The sequence below is a fragment of the Dermatophilus congolensis genome (assembly GCF_900187045.1).
GTDB classification, from domain to species: domain Bacteria; phylum Actinomycetota; class Actinomycetes; order Actinomycetales; family Dermatophilaceae; genus Dermatophilus; species Dermatophilus congolensis.
The window spans coordinates 1,879,452-1,898,844 of record NZ_LT906453.1; the positions used below are offsets into that span (position 1 = coordinate 1,879,452).

Below are 19,393 nucleotides of genomic sequence, written 5' to 3' on the forward strand. Positions count from 1 at the left end.
GGTGGGTTCTGGGTGCGGGCTGGGTCGTGGCTTAAGGTGCGGGGCCGTTAGGCTGTAGTAATGAGTAAGAACGAGCCCCTGGTCATCGCTATCGACGGCCCTTCCGGAACTGGTAAGTCCAGCGTGTCCCGTGAGGTGGCCGCCATGTTCGGTATCGATTATCTGGACACGGGGGCGATGTATCGGTCGTTGGCTTGGTTCTGCCTGGATAAGGGCATTGATTTTGAGGATGTTGCTGCGGTGGGCGCGGCGGCTCGGGATTTGCCTTTGGAGATTGTTACCGATCCGGGTGCGCCGGCGGTGTTTGTTGATGGTGTTGATGTTTCGCAGGAGATTCGTTCTTCTCGGGTCTCTGGTGTGGTTTCGAAGGTGGCGGCTATCCCTGCGGTGCGGGAGGAGTTGATTGCTCGTCAGCGCGCGATTATGGCTGAGTGTGCTGCTGATGGGGGAGTGGTTGCTGAGGGGCGGGATATCACTACGGTGGTTGCTCCGGATGCGACGGTGCGGATTTTGCTTACTGCTAGTGAGCAGGCGCGTCTGCAGCGTCGGGCGACGCAGGAGGCGGAGCTTTCTGGTGGCGATTCGGTGGTGACGGATCGCACGCGTGCGGAGGTTGTTGGTCGGGATGCGCAGGATTCGGCGGTGACGTCGTTTGTTGAGCCTGCTCCTGGGGTGACGTTGTTGGACACCACTGATCTTGATTACGAGGGTTCGGTGCGTGCGGTGGTGGCGATTGTTGCTTCTGAGGCTGATTTCATCGGTGATAGTGATGATGACGGCATCTACGAGTTCGATGCTGCCGGCGCTGATGGCGTGGCGCAGGATGCTGATTCTTCTGGCGTGGAGGTTGTGTACGTTCCTGAGGGTGCTTCAGGTTCGTTGCCTCGGGGTGAGGACACTGATGAGGATGCGGGTGTAGCGCGCGCTCTTCGTGCTGGTTTGGAAGAGTTCGATCTTGATGATGCTGACTTGGCTTTGGTTGATGGTCAGTTCGATCCGGATGCGCAGGAGGACGGTGAGGGTGCCGCGCCGGTGGTGGCGGTGATTGGGCGCCCGAATGTGGGTAAATCCACGTTGGTGAACCGCATCATTGGGCGTCGTGAGGCGGTTGTGGAGGATGTTCCTGGGGTGACGCGTGACCGTGTCGCGTATGACGCGGAGTGGGCGGGAACGAAGTTCACTCTGGTGGATACCGGTGGCTGGGAGGTTGATGCCACGGGGATTCATCTGCGGGTAGCTGAGCAGGCCGAGATTGCGGTGGGCTTGTGTGACGCAGTGCTGTTTGTGGTTGATGCCACGGTGGGGGCTACGGACACCGATGAGGCGGTTGTGCGGTTGTTGCGCCGTTCGGGCAAGCCTGTGGTTCTTGTGGCGAACAAGGTTGATGACATGCGTGGTGAGGCTGATGCTGCCGCGTTGTGGTCGTTGGGGTTGGGGCAGCCGTGGCCTGTTTCGGCGTTGCATGGCCGGGGGACTGGTGATGCGTTGGAGGCGCTGATGGGTGTGCTTCCGCAGGAATCTCAGGTTGAGGGTGCGTATCGGCGTGGGGGGCCGCGCCGGGTGGCATTGTTGGGGCGCCCGAATGTGGGTAAGTCGAGTTTGTTGAACCGTCTGGCTGGTGAGGAGCGTGTGGTCGTCGATAACGTGGCGGGCACGACGCGTGATCCGGTGGATGAGTTCATTGAGTTGGGTGGGACGACGTGGCGTTTCGTTGATACTGCTGGTATTCGTCGTCGTGTTCATCTGACTCGCGGCGCGGATTTTTATGCGTCGTTGCGTACCCGTACGGCCTTGGAGAAGGCTGAAGTCGCGGTGGTGTTGATTGATGCGCATGACCCCATCAGCGAGCAGGACATTCGGATCGTTCAGCAGGTTGTTGATGCCGGTCGTGCTGTGGTGATCGCTTATAACAAGTGGGATCTCATTGATGAGGAGCGTCGCTACTACCTGGAGCGGGAGATTGAGCGCGAGCTGGTGCAGATCGCGTGGGCTCCGCGGGTGAATGCTTCGGCGTTGACGGGGCGGCATGTGCAGAAGTTGGTTCCTGCGTTGGAGCAGTCGTTGGCTTCGTGGGATACGCGGGTTCCGACGGGTCGGTTGAATGCGTTGTTGGGTGAGATTGTTGCTGCACATCCGCACCCGGTTCGTGGTGGTAAGCAGCCGCGTATTTTGTTCGCGACGCAGGCTTCGACACGTCCGCCGCGTTTTGTGTTGTTTGCTAATGGTTTTATCGAGGCGGGATATCGCCGTTTCTTGGAGCGCAGGTTGCGTGAGGAGTTCGGCTTTGTGGGTAGCCCGATTGAGATTTCGGTGCGAGTGAAGGAGAAACGTCGCCGTAAAGAGAAGTGATGGGTGCTGGGTCCGCTGCTTTGGTGGTGCGCGTAGGCGCGTGAGCAGCGGATTCGGTACTCGCGGCGAGGATGGGGTAATGTTTTCCCTGTTCACGGGACGTGGCGCAGCTTGGTAGCGCACTTGACTGGGGGTCAAGGGGTCGCAGGTTCAAATCCTGTCGTCCCGACGTGAATGAAACCGGACCTGGTTTTCAGGTCCGGTTTCTTGTGTTTTGGTGAGTTTTTAGACGCGGAAGTGACTAACGAGTTCGCGCAAGCTGGCACTGCTGTCGACCAGTCGTGTGATTTCTTCAGACATCCGTTCGGTGGTGCCAGAAGTGCTGCGGGATGACTGGGCGGTGCGTTCGACGTTCTGGGCGATGCTTCCGGCTCCGCGGGCGGCGTCGTTGACACTGCGGCTCATTTCGTTGGTGGTGGCTGTTTGTTCTTCGACGGCGGAGGCGATGGTGCCCTGGGAGTCGTGAATCTGGGCGATGATGCTTGCGATTTCATTGATGGCGCTCACAGCGGCGTGGGTGTCGTTTTGGATGGTTTCGACGCGACGTCCGATGTTTTCGGTGGCTTGGCTGGTTTCTCGGGCGAGGTCTTTGACTTCATTGGCTACAACAGCGAAGCCTTTGCCTGCTTCTCCGGCGCGGGCGGCTTCGATGGTGGCGTTGAGGGCCAGCAGGTTGGTTTGTTCAGCGATTCCGGTGATCGTTTTGACGACTTCGCCGATTTCGGCTGAGCTTGTGCCGAGTTGGGTGACGGCTGCGTTTGCGGTTTCGGCGACCTGCACGGCTTGGGCGGCGATGGCGGCAGCATCGTTTGTGGATTTTGCGATCTCACGGATTGAGGCGGTCATTTCCTCGGTGCCTGCCGCGACGGTTTGGATGTTTTTGTCGACGCTGCTGGCTTCGCGAGCAGTGGAATCCAGTTCGGAGAAGCTGTTGGCTGCGTCGGCCCCCACGTTCTGGGACAGTGAGGTGAGGTTCTGGGCGTTATCCGCGACATCTTGGGTTGCTTGCATGACGCGGGTGATGATGCTGATCATCGCGGTGCGGGTGTGCTCCAGTGCGCGGGCAGTTTCACCGACTTCGTCGTGGGTGGTGATGGCTGCTGGCACGGTGAGGTCACTGCGGGAAATCGCGATGAGTGAGTCGCGGACTGAGTGCAGTGATCGCGCGATGGGTAGGGCGATTATGCGGGCAGACAGAGCGATAAATCCGGCCAGGACGATGGTGATACCGATGATGATCCAGGGGACGAAGGCGATCACCGAAGTTTTTTGTTCGCTCAACGCGGTAGCGCGAGCGGTTGCTGAAGCGGCGAGGGCATCGGAGGCGTCAGCGATTTTTGTGAAGGCTTGTCCGGCTTTTCCGCCGTTGATTTCACCAGCCGCTTGATCGATTTTGGCTCTGTTTTCAGTGGCGTACAGTGTGCGCACTTCAGCTTCGGCGTCGAAGAACTCTTTGTAGCCTGCTTCGACGGTGTCGAGGTGTTTTCGTTCCTCGTCGGTGAGGTCTGCTCGGGGGAAGGCTTTGAGGTCTGCTTCTAAAGAGGCACGGGCTTTGTCGAAGCCTTTGGCGTTGTAGGCGTCTTCGCCGCTGAGTGCGCGTTTGGCGCCGAGGCGGTATACGTCACCAAGAACACCGAGTTGCCAGCCGGAGACATCTAGATTGTGGGCTTGCATGCCCAAGGCGGCTTTTTCGACATGCAGCGCTGTGTTTTGTTCTTCGTTGGCGTTGCTGATCTGCCGTATTGCCAACAGGGCGGCGCCGCCAATGAGGAGGGCCCCAATGAGTCCAACGAGTCCAACGAGCGCGATCTTGACGGTGATGCTGATGGGTTTTTTGCCGGTTGCTTCGGTGGTCAAGTGTGCGTCGGTGGACAAGGCGAGGCTCCGATTCGTGGCATGTGGTGCGCCGCATGGGTGGGGGGTGCGTTGCGGCGTACCTGGTTGACCACCTGTGCAAGGCGGTGCCTTCCTCATCGGCGTGTGGGGGCAGATTGTGAGTGCACCTATGGCCCAGTCCTGCTCGAAAGCGGGACTGGGCCAGGGGTTTAGTGGTTTTTGGGATGGCGTTCGAGGTTGGCGGCGACGTCGGTGGCGTAGAGGAAGGTGGAGCGGTCTGGGCGGGTGTAGTTCTTGCTTGTGGCTGCGGGGCGTGTGGGGATAGTGATTTCGTGGGGTGCGAGGTGTTTCCAGGGGATGCGAGTGAGGATGTCGTTGATCACGTTGATGCGTGATCGTTTTTTGTCTTCGCTTTCGATGGTGATCCAGCGGGCTCCGGGTAGGTCAGTGGCTGCGAACATGGCGTCTTTTGCGCGGGAGCAGTCTTCCCATCGGTTGATGGATTCGACGTCCATGGGGGAGAGTTTCCAGCGGCGCATGGGGTCGGCTGCGCGAGATCGGAAGCGGGTTTGTTGTTCTTCGTCGGAGACGGAGAACCAGTATTTGAGCAGGAGGATGCCATCTTCGACGAGCATGCGTTCAAAGTCGGGGGTTTGGTGGAGGAACCTCTGATATTCGGCGTCGGTGCAGAATCCCATGACGCGTTCTACTCCGGCGCGGTTGTACCAGGACCTGTCGAAGATGACTATTTCTCCCGCTGCGGGCAGGTGGGTGATGTACCGCTGGAAGTACCACTGTGTTTTTTCGCGTTCGGTGGGTGCAGGTAGGGCTACGACGCGGGTGTGGCGGGGGTTGAGGTATTCGGTGATGCGTTTGATGGCACTGCCTTTGCCCGCGGCGTCGCGGCCTTCGAAGATGAGGAGTACGCGTTCGCCGTTTTCTATCACCCATTGTTGAAATGCGACGAGTTCGGTTTGCAGGCGGCGTAGTTCTTTTTCGTAGGCTTTTTTGTTGAGCTTGACAGGTTTGTTTCGGTGTGTTTTTGCGGTGCCCTCATTCGTCGACATAGAGGGACTGTACCTAGGCTCGTAGATGCTTATGACCGCAGGATGGGGACGTCTGCGTGATCGGCGGTACGCGGACGTCCCCATGGGGGAGTGCTCGGTTCATTCCCCTACCGTGAAATCGGGAAGAGCTGCGGAGATGGTGACGGGTACCTGGATGCTGTTAGTGCACATCATTGGCCCCCGAACTCAGGTGTCGTCACGTTCTCCTGTGTGCTTAAGCCACAGCGGCACGATGGCCAGCAGGGCGATAAGCGCAATCCCGACAAGCACGGTTGCTTGTACGAGCAATTGAGTGATCTGCATATGAGAAGAATGGCTGACGTATCTGTCGCAATTCCGTGTTTGTCCTAGGGGTTTCCTGTATTTAAGGTCACGATTTCTATACGATTTTCGGTCACGATCTCCACACCCCGGAGGCGCCGCGGCGATGGGAGCCCACCAGGTGGGTGTCGACGATGCCGACTGCTTCCATGAGGGCATACATAGATGTGGGGCCAACGAACAGGAATCCGTTTTTCTTCAGCACAGCCGATAGGGCGGCTGATTCGTTTGATTCGGAGGGGATTTCGTTAAGGCGGAAGGGTTCAGGGGTTTCCTGTGGTTGGTAGGACCACACCAGTTCGGCGAGTCCTTGCCCTCCTTCGATTGGTTCGGGAGTAACTGTGGCTGGCCGTGTTTCGTGAATGAGTACTCGTCCGCGCAGTGCGCAGGTGGCGCGGGCATTGGTGAGCGTTGCCATGATTTTTCCGCGATGCCGCACGATTGCAGGGTCATTCACCAGCCGTTCGATGTCGACGTCGTCGAATGCGCAGACTGAGTCGGGGGAGAAGTTGTCGAATGCGCGGCGGAATGATTCGCGTTTGCGAAGGATGGTTTCCCAGGAAAGTCCTGCTTGGAAAACTTCTAGCGATAGCCGCTCGAACATGCCTCTTTCGTCGCGTACAGGCATTCCCCATTCAGTGTCGTAGTACGTCAGTAGTGCTTCGCTGCCGTAAGCCCAGGGTGTCCGTGCCAGTCCGTCTTCTCCGGTGACAAGGTCGGGACTGGGAGTGATGGGGACGTATCGACGGACAGTCAGCCCGTCGTGGGTGTCAGCTGCCATGCTCCCTCATTTTAGGCAATGTTGCTTTCTTGCTGGCATAGGCTCTGTATGCGGAAGCTTTTTATCTCCTCGCGCGACCGGTACGAAAGCAGCGGCAGATCCGTATACCTTGGTGTCACCCGAAACCCCACCTACGTGGACGCACCGGCGTTCACGGCGTCAAAGGGAGAGTCATGAGCGATCTCGTCTACCCCGAGAACTTGCAGTACACCACGGACCACGAGTGGGTCAGCATCACTGATGGTGTCGCCCGCGTCGGCATTACTTCGTTCGCCCAGGATGCCCTTGGTGACATCGTCTACGTGTCCGTCCCCAACATTGGTGACGAGGTCGAGGTCGATGGCGCAGCCGCTGAGGTTGAGTCCACCAAGTCAGTCAGTGACGTCAACAGCCCTGTGGGCGGTGAAGTCACGGCAGTGAACGAGAAGCTGGACGAGAGCCCGGAGCTGCTTAACTCCGACCCGTACGGAGAGGGCTGGATCTTTGAGGTCAAGCTTGCTTCTGCGGATGCCACGGCTGACCTTCTCGATGCAGCGGCATACAAAGAGATGCTCGACTGATTCTGGTGGGATCTACCCTCGGGGGCTATCCCCGAGGGGTCCGGTCCCTTCCCTTTCTCACAGTCTTCTGAACTTTTCTTGTGAGGTCGGGGTGGGCACGTGGCTCTTCTTCCACCCGAACCTCGATTCATGCTCTAGGGTTTGTAGTTCCGGTGGGGCACACAGTGATGTGTTCATCGGGCAGCGGCTTGCACGCCGTGATTTGACCAGAGAACAGAGCCCGCACATGCGGGCCGGACGCGAACGGAGCATGTCGTGAGCGACAGCACCCCGCAGAATTTCGGAGCCCCACGCACCGACCCTGCGACCATGCAGTTCACCGGCATAAATATCCCGGACAGCACTGACGTCGACTACGGCCTCCGAGACGAAGACCGCACCACTGCCGAGGCTCTCCGTCCAGGAACTGCCCTGCTCATCGTCCTGCGCGGCCCTAACCGCGGAGCGCGTTTCCTGCTCGACTCTGCCGTGACAACTGTGGGACGCCACACAGACAGCGACATCTTCCTCGATGACGTCACTGTTTCTCGACGGCACGCAATTTTCGAGTACAAGGACGGTTTCTTCCACGTTCGTGACGTCGCTTCTCTCAATGGAACCTACGTGAACCAAGAAATGACCGACTCTGCGGTTTTGCGCAGCGGAGACCAGGTTCAGGTTGGCAAGTTCCGTCTTCTTTTCCTCGCCAAGGATGAGATCTGACCGTGTCCGGTGCAGAGCACGAGGAAACGAGTAAAGGAGATTCGTTCACGATCGGCGCGGTTGTTGATCTGCTATCCGAGGAATTCCCGGATCTCACGATCAGCAAAATCCGGTTCTTGGAGTCCAAGCAGCTGGTGACCCCTGCCCGTTCTCCTTCCGGATATCGACACTTCCGCACCTCTGATGTGGAGCGCATCCGGTACATCCTGCGTGCTCAACGCGACAATTTTTGGCCACTGAAGGTCATCAGGGAAGCCCTCGATGCGATGGATCGAGGGCTGGAGCCTGCTCCTACGCTCGGCTCGACTCCCACTGCTCCACCTGTGGAGCCCCCTTCCGTTCCCGGCGCAGCAGAACTCCTCACTCCACCAAGCAAACTGCGCATCACTCTGGCTGAGTTAGCTCAGTCTGCGCACACCTCAGAGGCCTACATCGAGTCTCTTGTCGGATACGGCCTTATCGTCCCTGACGAGGCTGGACACGTCGACGGTTACGCCATCCCTGTTGCTACTTCAGCGGCAGTGCTGGCTTCTTACGGGCTTGAGCCTCGCCATTTGAGGACATTCCGCACCGCTGCTGAACGTGAAGTAGGGCTGGCGCAACAACTCAATCCCCGCCACGACGATGACAGCGGTGAAGAACGTCTGGGGGAAATGCTGCACGAATTCCTCACCCTCCATGCCGCATTAGTGCAGGCCGGAGTGGCGCGCTCACGTCACTCCTGAAGGTTCCCTTGGCCCGAACGAGCGAGACATCGATGCTTGCCCTGGCCATCTTGGGAGCGAATCGCGATAGGTTGGAGGAGTGCGTGACCTCGATGTGCTCGGCGTAAGAGTGGAAACCCCTACCAATCAACCTATTGTTCTCCTGCGTGAACGCGAGGGGGACCGTTACTTACCTGTCTGGATTGGTGCTGCGGAAGCTGCTGCGATCGCTTTCGCTCAACAAGGCGTTGAACCACCCCGCCCCTTAACTCATGACCTGCTGCGAGATGTCATCACTGGCCTTGGCGTTCTTCTTAACGAGGTGCAAATCGTCAAGCTCGAAGACAAGGTTTTTTACGCCGACCTCATCTTCAGCAATGGCGTGCGAGTGAGCTCACGCACCTCTGATGCGATCGCTTTAGCGTTGCGAACAGAATCACCGATCCGCGTGGTTGATGAGGTGATGGATGAGGCGGGAGTCATCGTCGATGACGACCGTGACGACGAGGTTGAAAAATTCAGGGAGTTCCTCGACAACGTTTCTCCCGAAGACTTCGACACTGAAGGTGGCCCTGAAGAACCTGCAGGGGATGACCTGGACCCGAAGTAGAACACTGCCGTTTGCATGCAATAAACCGCGACACGTGCCGTTGACGAGCATCGTTATCGTTGACCCTCGCTGGAGGTGTCCGTACTTTCGAAGAGTCGGCCCGGCGCGAAGCACTCCAGCGAAGCATCATCTGGGCCACCATTGACCAGGAGGCCCTATGGGTAAGGACATTGAAATGCCGGGCACCGAACCGGCCCTCACCCTTCCCTCGGCCCCGATCCCGGAACAGGTTTCCACCGAGGAACCGCAGTCACTTCCCACAGATGCTGGGTTCCGTGGACCCGTCGCCTGCAAAGCTGTAGGAATCACCTACCGGCAGCTGGATTACTGGGCACGCACTGGTTTGGTAGAGCCTTCAGTGCGCAGCGCCGCCGGATCTGGCAGTCAGCGTCTTTATAGCTTCAGCGACGTCCTCGTCCTCAAAGTAGTGAAAAGGCTGCTAGACACAGGGGTTTCGCTCCAGCAAATCCGGAACGCTGTCGATGCTCTTCGCCAACGCGGTATTCACGTTCTTGAGCAGGTCACCCTCATGAGTGATGGGGCCACCGTGTACGAATGCACCAGCAACGATGAGGTCATTGACCTTCTCCAAGGCGGTCAGGGTGTGTTCGGTATCGCTATTGGTCGGGTGTGGCGTGAGGTCGAGGGTGACCTTGCTGATCTGCCGGTCGAGCGCCTCGGTGAACCGGCGGCACCAACCGAACCAGCCATTGATGAGCTCTCTGCCCGCCGCGAGGCCCGCAAAACCGGTTGACCCGCAGGGGCACACGTCGCTTGTGATGCAGGTAACGTGGCCTTGTGTCCATCCGCGTCTGGATCCGCAGGTGGAGACGCCAATGTTAGTGTCAAAAAAATCCCAGGGTGATCGTGGGGGCCTCGCAGGTGAGCACACGCCGTCGGTATTCGCCGATGACTCACCCACCGGTGTTCCAACGACCCGACATCGACAAACGGAGCACCGGCGCCAGTGACCGTCGGTGCACGAGTCAGCAGGCAGGAGAATTGCCTTGAGCACCGATTCCAACCGCACCGGCGAGCTTTCGGCTTTCGTTGGACGCCACATCGGCCCCACGAGCACTGACGTGGAGCAGATGCTCCAGACGATCGGGGTTAGTGACCTCGATGCGCTCGTCAATGCAACGATGCCCTCACAGATCCGGTTCAACGACGTCCTTAATATCCCAGCCGCCCCATCTGAGAACGCTGTTCTCGCTGAGCTGGCTGAGAAAGCCGCCCGTAACACGGTCAAGGACTCGATGATCGGTCTGGGCTACTACGGCACGATCATGCCCAGCGTGATCCGCCGACGAGTGCTGGAAAACCCTGCCTGGTACACGGCGTATACGCCCTACCAGCCAGAGATTTCTCAGGGCCGCCTGGAGGCGCTGCTGAACTTCCAGACGATGTGCAGCGACCTCACTGGCATCGACATCGCGAACGCATCCCTGCTTGATGAAGGAACCGCCGCAGGTGAAGCCGTGACGTTGATGCGTCGGGCCAGCAAAGCTGCCAAAGACGCGGTTGTTGTTGTCGATGCGGACCTGTTCCCGCAAACCAAGTCGGTTATCAAAACGCGTAGCTGGCCGGTAGGTATCACTGTTGTTGAGGCCGACCTCAGCGACGTCACTGATGCTGCCTCTTTGAAGGAAGCTGCCGGTGGCCACGATGTCTTCGGTGTCATCGTCCAGTACCCCGGCGCTAGTGGCCAGATCCGTGACTACGCCGCTCTAGCTGAGGCTGTCCACGAAGGTAAAGGTCTTGTGGCTGCGGTGGCGGACCTGTTGGCGCTGACGCTGATGACGCCCCCCGGTGAGTGGGGCGCAGACATCGCGGTAGGCACCTCGCAGCGTTTCGGTGTGCCCATGCAATTTGGTGGCCCGCACGCCGGCTACATGGTGGTGCGTAAAGGCCTGGAGCGGAACATGCCTGGCCGCCTAGTCGGCACCAGCGTGGACGCTGATGGCAACCCAGCGAACCGTTTGGCTCTCCAGACTCGTGAACAGCACATCCGCCGTGAGAAAGCCACCAGCAACATCTGCACCGCGCAGGCTCTGCTGGCCATCCTTGCCTCCATGTACGCGGTTTATCACGGCCCTGCTGGGCTGAAGAAGATCGCTACCACGGTGCATGCCCACGCCCGTGTCATCGCAGACAAACTCACTGCGGCTGGCGTAAACGTCACCACTGACCGTTTCTTCGACACCTTGACCGTTTCGGTCCCCGGTGGCGCCGGAGACATCCTGCTCAAGGCTGTGGCCCACGGCATCAACGTCTGGCGCGCCAACGACGACACGATCCTGCTCAGCTGCGATGAAACCACCGACAGTGACACTGTCTCGCGGCTGCTGTCCGCGTTCGGGGTTAAGGTCAGCGCCGAAGAAGTCGACGAGCTCGTCTCAGGCCTGCTGCCCGAAGGGAAAGAGCTGACCGCTGCGTTGAGTCAGGAATGGGGCCAGAGTTTTGCCCGCACCTCAGCCTTCCTGACAGCAGAGGCCTTCAACACTGTCCACTCGGAGTCGCAGATGCTGCGCTACCAGCGCAAACTCTCTGACAAGGACTACGCCCTTGACCGTGGCATGATCCCGCTGGGTTCGTGCACGATGAAGCTCAACGCGGCCACGGAAATGGAAGCCGTCACCTGGCCCGAATTCGCTAATTTGCACCCGTTTGCACCTGCGGACCAGACGCAAGGTATCCGTGAAATCATCACCGACCTGCAGCGCTGGCTGGTGGAGATCACTGGGTACGACGCATTCACTCTCCAACCGAACTCTGGTGCTGCTGGGGAGCTGGCTGCCCTTACCGCCATCCGTGACTACCACACCTCTCGCGGTGAGGGTGAGCGCGATATCTGCCTCATCCCCTCCAGCGCACATGGCACCAACGCCGCCAGCGCAGGTATGGCCGGATTCAAGGTGGTCGTGGTCAAGAGCACTGAGGGCGGCGAGATTGACCTTGAGGATTTGCGAGCCAAGCTGGACAAGCACGCGGGCAAGGTCGCAGCGATCATGATCACCTACCCCTCGACGCATGGTGTCTACGAGGACACGGTGACGACGTTGACAGAGCTGGTGCACGCCGAAGGCGGGCAGGTCTACATCGATGGAGCGAACATGAACGCTCTAGTGGGTGTGGCTAAGCCTGGCCAGTTCGGTGGAGATGCAAGCCACTTGAACCTGCACAAGACGTTCGCGATTCCGCACGGTGGCGGCGGCCCTGGTGTTGGCCCGGTGGGTGTGAAGTCACACCTGGCTCCGTTCTTGCCTAACCACCCACTGGACCCCAGCGCAGGCCCGCAGACCGGTTCTGGCCCGTGTGCATCGGCGCCTTTTGGTTCGGCTGGCGTGCTGCCGATTACATGGGCTTACATTCGCCTCATGGGCGGCCGGGGGTTGAAGCAGGCCACCTACAGTGCGGTGCTCAACGCTAACTACATTGCGGCGCGGCTGCGGGATTCGTACCCGGTGTTGTACAGCAATGACGGGATCGTGGCACACGAGTGCATTCTCGACCTGCGCAAGCTCACCCATGACAGTGGAGTGACGGTCGATGACGTGGCCAAGCGACTTATCGACTACGGCTTCCACGCCCCGACGATGTCGTTCCCGGTAGCAGGAACGCTGATGGTGGAGCCGACTGAGTCCGAGGACAAGGAAGAGCTCGACCGTTTCTGTGACGCGATGATTGCTATCCGTGCAGAGATTCAGCAGGTCCAAGATGGCCAGGTTGCTGTGGAGGAGAGCGTGCTGCGTAACGCTCCGCACACCGCTGCCAGCATCGCGGGGGAGTGGAATCACCCGTATAGCCGTGAGTTGGCTGTATTCCCAGGCAATGTAGACCCCGCTTCGAAGTACTGGCCTCCGGTGCGTCGTATCGATGGCGCGTTCGGTGACCGGAACTTGGTGTGCACGTGCCCGCCGATGGAGTCTTACGAGGACTGAGGTTGAGGTGGTGTGGTGGAGGTTGAGAAACCTCCACCCCCAATCCTGTCTCACTTTCCGAGACGCATGTATGGGGCTTGGTCGAAGCGTTCTTATTGACGCTCCCGCCAAGCCCCATACGCGTTATGCGCACTAAGGATGCGAGCGCGCACTCACAGGTGGTAGGCGCCAGAATGCATGCGTTCCCCTGGGTGCGCCGTAGCGATAACAGCAGGTGCTGCCGGTAGCGTGCGGTGTGTCTGTGTCACCCCCGCTGGAGGAGGCTCTGAGCCGTATGGGTCGTGAGATTACGTCACCGGAGTGGGACTTTTCTTTACCAGGCAGGTTTCGCTCCAAGGTGCAGCTTGACCTGGATGTTTTCGAAAAACTTTTATCCGGAACAGATTTCGCTGCAGAAACCCCCATGACTGGGGTTGAGCTCGAACTGGACCTCATCGACGCCAACGGTCAAGCCGTGTTCGACAACCTCGCTGTCATCGACGCCACTGAGGGGATCGATGTCGTACCTGAACTAGCCCGGTTCAATGTGGAGGTCAATGCCGAACCCCGCCTGTTAGATGGGGATGCGCTCCACCGGCTCCGAGCTGAGCTGCGGGCCTCCATGGGAGAGGTGAACCGGGCAGCAGCCACGATAGGTGCCAGTGTGCTGCCCATCGGTCTGCTTCCTACGCTGACTACCGAAGAGTTAGCGGGGGAGTGGATGACCGAATCTAGCCGGTTCCAGGCGTTGAATGATGCGATCATCCGCGCCCGAGGCGAAGACGTGGTTTTGGACATCACGGGCCCTTCCCACGAGCGCCTGCATATGGGGTGGCCCACTGTTGCTCCTGAGGGGGCGTGCACGTCGTTTCAGTTGCACACTCAGGTGACGCCGCGTGACTTCGCGCGGGCATGGAACTCAGCGCAGGCGATTGCTGGTGCTCAGGTGGCGATTGGGGCGAATTCGCCGTATTTCTTCGGCACGGAGATTTGGCAAGAGGGGCGGGTGCCGGTTTTCACGCAGGCGGTGGATACACGGCCTGCGGAGTTGGTGAACCAGGGCGTGAATCCGCGCGTGCACTTTGGTGATAACTGGATTACCTCGATCTTTGATCTGCTCGAGGCGAATGTGCGCTATTTCCCGCCGCTGCTGCCAGAGATGAGCGATGAGGATCCAGAAGCGGTGTTGGCTGCTGGGGGAGTTCCGCAGTTGGAGGAGTTAATGCTCCACAACGGCACTATTTATCGCTGGAACCGTCCCATCTATGACACCGCTGGGGGAGTTCCGCAGTTGGAGGAGTTAATGCTCCACAACGGCACTATTTATCGCTGGAACCGTCCCATCTATGACACCGCTGGGGGAGTTCCGCATCTGCGTGTGGAGAATCGGGTACTGCCGGCTGGACCGACTGCTGCTGACATGGTCGCTAATGCTGCGTTTTTCTTCGGGGCTACCCGGTTTTTCTCTCGGCAGACTCGTCCTATTTGGAGCAAGTTGTCTTTCACTGCCGCGGAGACGAATTTTTTGCGCGGTGCGCGGGATGGTTTTGATGCGCAGATGTTTTGGCCAGGTATTGGGCGGGTGACACCTGATCAGCTTGTGCTTGATGTGCTGTTGCCTGTCGCGGAGGCGGGTCTGCGTGGCTTGGGGGCAGATCAGGATGCTATCGACCTGTATTTGGGGGTGATTGAGGGGCGCTGTTTGTCGCGCACGAATGGGGCGGTGTGGCAGGTGCAGGCAGTGAAGGCTTTCGAGTCTCGTGGGCAGTCTCGTGCTGAGGCATTGCGGTCTATGACGTTGCAGTATCAGGCCAATGCGCGCACGGGTGAACCGGTGCATACGTGGGACATCCCTCACAGTGGGGGAGTGCTGCCACCGATGGATAGCTTGGCCGATCAGGGTGCTGAGATGCCCAGTTCCGGTGGGAGCAGTCGACGCAGGGAAGGTCCGGTTGTCGCGCATGCTGTGCCTGGGCCGGTAAAACCGGAGTGATTGGCGTACTAGGCTCGAGTTGACCGACGTCCATCAAGCCCGAAAGTGGTTCGTTCATGTCAGACACCGCTGCGTCCGTGAAACGTGTGGCTCTGCTCACCGCCGGGGGATTTGCTCCCTGCTTGTCTTCTGCTGTCGGTGGCCTCATCGAGAAGTATTCGAAGGTGGCTCCCGATGTTGAGATCATCGCGTACAAGCACGGCTATCAGGGCCTGCTCAGTGGCGACTTCTACACCATCACTGACCAGGTGCGTCAGAACGCACACCTGCTACACGGTTTCGGTGGTTCCCCGATCGGGAACTCTCGTGTGAAGTTGACCAACACAGCTGACCTCGTCAAGCGTGGGCTGGTTCCTGAGGGTGTGGATCCGCTGGACTTCGCAGCCAAGCGCCTGACCGAAGATGGCGTGGATGTGCTGCACACCATTGGTGGCGACGACACCAACACCACGGCAGCGGACCTGGCTGCGCACCTGGCCTCCAATGACTACCCGCTGACAGTGGTGGGCCTGCCCAAGACCATCGACAACGACATCGTCCCGGTCCGCCAGTCCCTGGGTGCCGACACTGCGGCGCAGTACGGTGCTCAGTTCGCTGCCAATGTTGTTGGCGAACACAATGCCAACGCGCGCATGCTCATCATTCACGAAGTGATGGGGCGTAACTGTGGCTGGCTAACCGGCGCAACTGCACGCAAATACCGTGACTGGCTCGACACGCGCCAGTGGCTTCCGGAAATTGGGTTGGACCGCCGTGCGTGGGATATTCACGGCGTCTACGTGCCTGAGGCTCACATTGACATCGAGGCCGAGGCAACCCGCCTTAAGGCCGTCATGGATGAGGTGGGCTGCGTTAACTTGTTCATCTCTGAAGGCGCCGGTGTTGAGGACATCGTGGCCCGCATGGAGGCTGAAGGAACAGATGTGCCTCGGGACGCATTCGGTCACGTGCGCTTGGCTGAAATCAACCCAGGGGCATGGTTCGGTAAGCAGTTCGCTGCGCTACTGGGTGCAGAGAAGGTTCTAGTGCAGAAGTCTGGCTACTTTGCCCGCTCCGCTGCAGCCAACGAATATGACCTTGAACTCATCGCTTCCATGACCGACCTAGCTGTCGGCAAAGCTTTGGCTGGCGTTCCGGGAGTTATTGGCCACGACGAAGAGAAAAATAACGAATTGCGGGCGATCGAATTTGACCGCATCAAGGGCCACAAAGCCTTCGACGTGACCCAGGATTGGTACGTAGAAATGCTCGACCAAATTGGCCAGAAGCGCTGACATTTAATCTTTTTCATGCTGAACCCCGCCTCGCTAAGCGAGGCGGGGTTCACTGCTGCATCGACCCCATTTGCGTAACAAGCAGGGGTTTTATGACACGAAATGATTACGGCGTCACCTCAGATGCAGGCAGATGCGGACGACTGGTAGGCGGACCCGCCAAGATCCAAAGCCTTTTCCAGCACGGCCGCACGATCGGCTGTGAAACGCATACTGAGGAGAATCCATCGTGCGAATCCGGCACCTATCTGTCGCAACCGCTATAGCTTTATTGGCCCCCATGGTAACAGTGGTATCGCCTGGCATTTTTGATGCTTCGGCTGACCCAATTCCTGTGTCTACAGAGAAAACTGAAGTCGCTCTTCAAGCCCCAGAGGCCACCGCCGGTGATGGAAAAACGTTGACCACCCGCGATAAGAAACTGGCCCAAGAGCAAGCTGCAACGGCCGAGCTGTCTCCCGCAGCAAAGAAAAACCCCAACGTGCTGGAAATCTCCCCGGAACAGAAAGTTCCCGCCCCACTGACAATCATGGGTGTGACGTGGAAAGCCGGAACCGGCACCGACGTTGTCGTCCAGTACCGCCTGCGCACTACAGCAGGATGGGGCGAATGGAAAGCAGTCGAAGCCGAATCCGGTGAAGAAAAAGCCGACCCCAACGCCACCTCCACCCGCGCCGGAAGTGACCCCATCGTGGTCACCGAAGCCACCCACGCCCAAGTGCGCACCCTCGGCCCTGCCGGGCAAGACACCGTCGATGCCAAACTCAGCCTCATCGACCCCAACGAATCGCCTGCCGACTCCACCGTAGGAACAGTGGCTCCCGGTAGCGCCGCAGCGGCAGTGAACCGCCCCTGGATCAACTCCCGCGCAGCCTGGGGTGCCGATGAATCCCTACGCCGCAACTCGCCCAGCTACGGCGTCGTCCGCGGTGCAGTGATCCACCACACTGAAGGAACCAACAACTACACCCAATCCCAGGTACCCGGGATCCTCCGCGGCATCTACGCCTTCCACGTCAAAGACCGCGGCTGGAGCGACATCGGCTACAACTTCCTCGTCGACAAATGGGGACGCATCTGGGAAGGCCGAGCGGGCGGCACCAGCAGCGCTGTCATCGGCGCGCACGCCTACGGCACCAATAGCGTCACCACCGGCATCTCCGTGATGGGTAGCTACAGCCGCACACCTATCTCGAACGCAGCCGTTAACGCAGTGGATCGGGTAATCGCCTGGAAAGCATCCATCCATGGTTTCAACCCGCAAGGAACCCAGAACATCTACGGGCGCACCTACCCAGCAATCGTTGGGCACCGTGATGTCGGCTCTACCGAATGCCCCGGAGACTACTTCTACGCACGGCTGCCACAAATGCGCCGCGACATTGCCCGCATGGTCCGCAATGGAGGCGGCAGCAACGGAGTCCCCGGAGGCGTCTCCCGCCCTCCGGCACCAGCTCCAGCGCCGGCACCAGCTCCCGAGCCACCGGTATCAACCCCAGGCAACCAGTCCGTGGGAGCCGCTGACGTCATCATGCGCGGCACCTCAAACGCCCTGTTCGCCTCGGCCTACACCGGCAATGACTTGGCCTTCGCCCGCAAGATCCACAGCGGCAACTTCGCCTCCTACAGCAGCGTCCTGACCGCTGGGGACCTCAACCGCGACAGCCGCGGCGACGTCCTCGGCGTGGACCACAAAGGCCGGATGTACCTGTTCCCTGGCAAGAGCGACGGCACCTTGGCCAATGGCCGCCAGGTCGGGCACGGCTGGGGCGCGATGCGCTCACTAACCGCCGGAGCCGACTTCAACGGTGACCGAATCCCCGACATGCTCGCCACCAACCGCAGCGGAAGGCTCTACCTCTACCCAGGTAAAGGCAACGGCACCTTCCACCGCGCCCGCCCAATCGGGTCAGGCTGGCACACGTTCAAACAAATCATGAACATGGGCGACTGGAGCGGCGACGGAAAAACAGACGTCATCGGCGTCCGTAACGACGGCCGTGCCTTCCTGTACACCGGCACCGGCAAAGGAAAGTTCAACAGCGGAGCCATCCCGCTAAGCGGCTACTACGGGGCCATGCGCTCCTTGACCCCGCTGGTTGGCAAAGCAGCCTTCGTCGGAGTAGACCAAGATGGCATCGGGTTCCTCGTCAAGAAAAACGGTGCCAGAGGAACCAGTATCAACATCACCACCCCCAACTTCATTGGGCTGACCGTCTACAGCGGCTAACCGCGACACGAACTCCGGTACGCCTCACCTTCCTTGCAGGGCCGAACGCACGAGCCGAACATGTTTTTCATGAACAGCTCGGCGTCCGGCCCTGCCCCACACCCAGGAACAGCCGTGGACCTCACTAAATTCGCATGGCTATCCATCGCCGCCGCGCTGGGCACAATGGCCCTGAAAATCGTGGCCTGGTGGATGACCGGCTCAGTCGGTCTGCTCTCCGACGCCCTCGAATCATCAGTCAACCTCGTCGCCGCGATCATCGCACTCATCAGCTTGCGCGCCGCTGCGATGCCCGCCGACGCTAACCACCATTACGGCCACTCCAAAGCTGAATACTTCTCCGCAGCTGTCGAAGGCATCATGATCTTCGTTGCCGCCACAGCTATCTGCTTCACCGCTATCCAGCGCCTACTTGACCCCAAACCCCTAGACAACGTTGGCCCCGCACTAGCTATCTCCCTGGTGGCAGGGGTACTCAACGGCGCCGTAGCTCTCGTGCTTATCCGCGCCGGTAAAACTCACCGATCGTTGACTCTCACCGCTGACGGCCGCCATCTCATGACCGATGTTTGGACCTCCATCGGAGTCGTTGTCGGCGTAGCCCTGGTGCTTATCACCGGCTGGGAAATCCTCGACCCCATCGTGGCCCTCGCCGTTGGCATCAACATCATCATCACCGGCTGGAAACTCATCAAAGAGTCCATCGACGGCCTCATGGACGTTTCCTGGCCCAAAGAAGAAAACACCCGCCTGGCCGAAATCGTTGCTGGCCTCACCCCCGAACCCACCGCCGCCCACGCCCTACGCACCCGCGAGAGCGGACAGCAGCGCTTCACCTCCATGCACCTGCTCGTTCCGGGCACCTGGACCGTAAAACGCTCACACGACCTCGCCGAAGAAATCGAAAAAGCAATCCGCGCTGAGTTCGGTGAAGTGAGCATCTCCATCCACATCGAACCCAGCGAAGATCCCCGCTCATACGACGACTACGAACACGAAGTAGCCATCCCCACAGAGCCGACGCCCTGACCGGCCACACGCCGGCC

At 59.5% G+C, this 19,393-nt stretch carries 14 protein-coding genes and 1 tRNA gene; 12 read left to right on the forward strand and 3 right to left on the reverse strand.

Translation table 11 applies throughout. The features are described 5' to 3' along the window. The first annotated feature begins 60 nt into the window (after positions 1 to 60). Positions 61 to 2,349: a bifunctional cytidylate kinase/GTPase Der gene (gene der / locus CKV89_RS08035; protein WP_034400342.1), complete on the forward strand. Its 2,289-nt coding sequence runs from the start codon at positions 61 to 63 to the stop codon at positions 2,347 to 2,349. A gap of 95 nt (positions 2,350 to 2,444) precedes the next feature. Further along, positions 2,445 to 2,518: transfer RNA gene (locus tag CKV89_RS08040), tRNA-Pro, on the forward strand. A gap of 56 nt (positions 2,519 to 2,574) precedes the next feature. Here CKV89_RS08040 and CKV89_RS08045 read toward each other — a convergent pair. From CKV89_RS08045 to CKV89_RS08055, 3 genes are all read right to left on the reverse strand, one after another. Further along, a complete protein-coding gene (locus CKV89_RS08045) occupies positions 2,575 to 4,206 on the reverse strand; it encodes a methyl-accepting chemotaxis protein (RefSeq protein ID WP_161626182.1) in 1,632 nt (543 codons plus the stop codon). 188 nt (positions 4,207 to 4,394) lie between these two features. After that, on the reverse strand, positions 4,395 to 5,252 hold the full coding sequence (ppk2, locus tag CKV89_RS08050; RefSeq protein WP_028326230.1) for a polyphosphate kinase 2: 858 nt from the start codon (positions 5,250 to 5,252) through the stop codon (positions 4,395 to 4,397). Positions 5,253 to 5,646: 394 nt separating this feature from the next. Next, on the reverse strand, positions 5,647 to 6,306 hold the full coding sequence (locus CKV89_RS08055; protein WP_028326231.1) for a DNA-3-methyladenine glycosylase I: 660 nt from the start codon (positions 6,304 to 6,306) through the stop codon (positions 5,647 to 5,649). A 221-nt stretch (positions 6,307 to 6,527) separates the two neighbouring features. Here CKV89_RS08055 and gcvH point away from each other — a divergent pair, with 221 nt between their 5' ends. The 10 genes from gcvH (at position 6,528) to CKV89_RS08105 (ending at position 19,376) form a co-directional block, all read left to right on the forward strand. Then, entirely contained in the window at positions 6,528 to 6,914 is a 387-nt protein-coding gene (gene gcvH, locus CKV89_RS08060; protein ID WP_028326232.1) for a glycine cleavage system protein GcvH, read from the forward strand. Positions 6,915 to 7,169: 255 nt separating this feature from the next. Then, the gene (locus tag CKV89_RS08065; RefSeq protein WP_034400345.1) at positions 7,170 to 7,616 is read left to right on the forward strand and encodes an FHA domain-containing protein; all 447 of its coding nucleotides are present in this window, start codon (positions 7,170 to 7,172) and stop codon (positions 7,614 to 7,616) included. Between the two features lie 2 nt (positions 7,617 to 7,618). After that, positions 7,619 to 8,341 (forward strand): transcriptional regulator FtsR, encoded by a 723-nt coding sequence (ftsR, locus tag CKV89_RS08070; protein ID WP_028326233.1) that lies wholly within the window; start codon positions 7,619 to 7,621, stop codon positions 8,339 to 8,341. 79 nt (positions 8,342 to 8,420) lie between these two features. Further along, on the forward strand, positions 8,421 to 8,930 hold the full coding sequence (locus CKV89_RS08075; RefSeq protein WP_028326234.1) for a bifunctional nuclease family protein: 510 nt from the start codon (positions 8,421 to 8,423) through the stop codon (positions 8,928 to 8,930). Between the two features lie 157 nt (positions 8,931 to 9,087). Next, the gene (locus CKV89_RS08080; RefSeq protein WP_051277030.1) at positions 9,088 to 9,684 is read left to right on the forward strand and encodes a MerR family transcriptional regulator; all 597 of its coding nucleotides are present in this window, start codon (positions 9,088 to 9,090) and stop codon (positions 9,682 to 9,684) included. Positions 9,685 to 9,937: 253 nt separating this feature from the next. Continuing rightward, a complete protein-coding gene (gene gcvP / locus CKV89_RS08085) occupies positions 9,938 to 12,871 on the forward strand; it encodes an aminomethyl-transferring glycine dehydrogenase (protein ID WP_051277032.1) in 2,934 nt (977 codons plus the stop codon). A gap of 241 nt (positions 12,872 to 13,112) precedes the next feature. Further along, positions 13,113 to 14,843 (forward strand): glutamate--cysteine ligase family protein, encoded by a 1,731-nt coding sequence (locus CKV89_RS08090; protein WP_197697043.1) that lies wholly within the window; start codon positions 13,113 to 13,115, stop codon positions 14,841 to 14,843. 56 nt (positions 14,844 to 14,899) lie between these two features. Beyond that, positions 14,900 to 16,117, forward strand: a complete 1,218-nt coding sequence (locus tag CKV89_RS08095) for a pyrophosphate--fructose-6-phosphate 1-phosphotransferase (RefSeq protein WP_028326237.1) — start codon at positions 14,900 to 14,902, stop codon at positions 16,115 to 16,117. Positions 16,118 to 16,451: 334 nt separating this feature from the next. Further along, positions 16,452 to 18,347 carry an N-acetylmuramoyl-L-alanine amidase gene (locus CKV89_RS08100; protein ID WP_028326238.1) on the forward strand — a complete coding sequence of 632 codons (1,896 nt, stop codon included), beginning with the start codon at positions 16,452 to 16,454 and terminating at the stop codon, positions 18,345 to 18,347. Positions 18,348 to 18,416: 69 nt separating this feature from the next. Continuing rightward, a complete protein-coding gene (locus CKV89_RS08105; protein ID WP_028326239.1) occupies positions 18,417 to 19,376 on the forward strand; it encodes a cation diffusion facilitator family transporter in 960 nt (319 codons plus the stop codon). Positions 19,377 to 19,393: the final 17 nt, after the last annotated feature.

What these genes read in the sequence shown, in the direction of transcription:
- ppk2 (WP_028326230.1), bottom strand. Translation starts at nt 5,252, where the DNA reads ATGTCGACGAATGAGGGCACCGCAAAAACACACCGAAACAAACCTGTC.
- CKV89_RS08080 (WP_051277030.1), top strand. Translation starts at nt 9,088, where the DNA reads ATGGGTAAGGACATTGAAATGCCGGGCACCGAACCGGCCCTCACCCTT.
- CKV89_RS08095 (WP_028326237.1), top strand. Translation starts at nt 14,900, where the DNA reads ATGTCAGACACCGCTGCGTCCGTGAAACGTGTGGCTCTGCTCACCGCC.
- CKV89_RS08105 (WP_028326239.1), top strand. Translation starts at nt 18,417, where the DNA reads ATGAACAGCTCGGCGTCCGGCCCTGCCCCACACCCAGGAACAGCCGTG.
- der (WP_034400342.1), top strand. Translation starts at nt 61, where the DNA reads ATGAGTAAGAACGAGCCCCTGGTCATCGCTATCGACGGCCCTTCCGGA.
- gcvH (WP_028326232.1), top strand. Translation starts at nt 6,528, where the DNA reads ATGAGCGATCTCGTCTACCCCGAGAACTTGCAGTACACCACGGACCAC.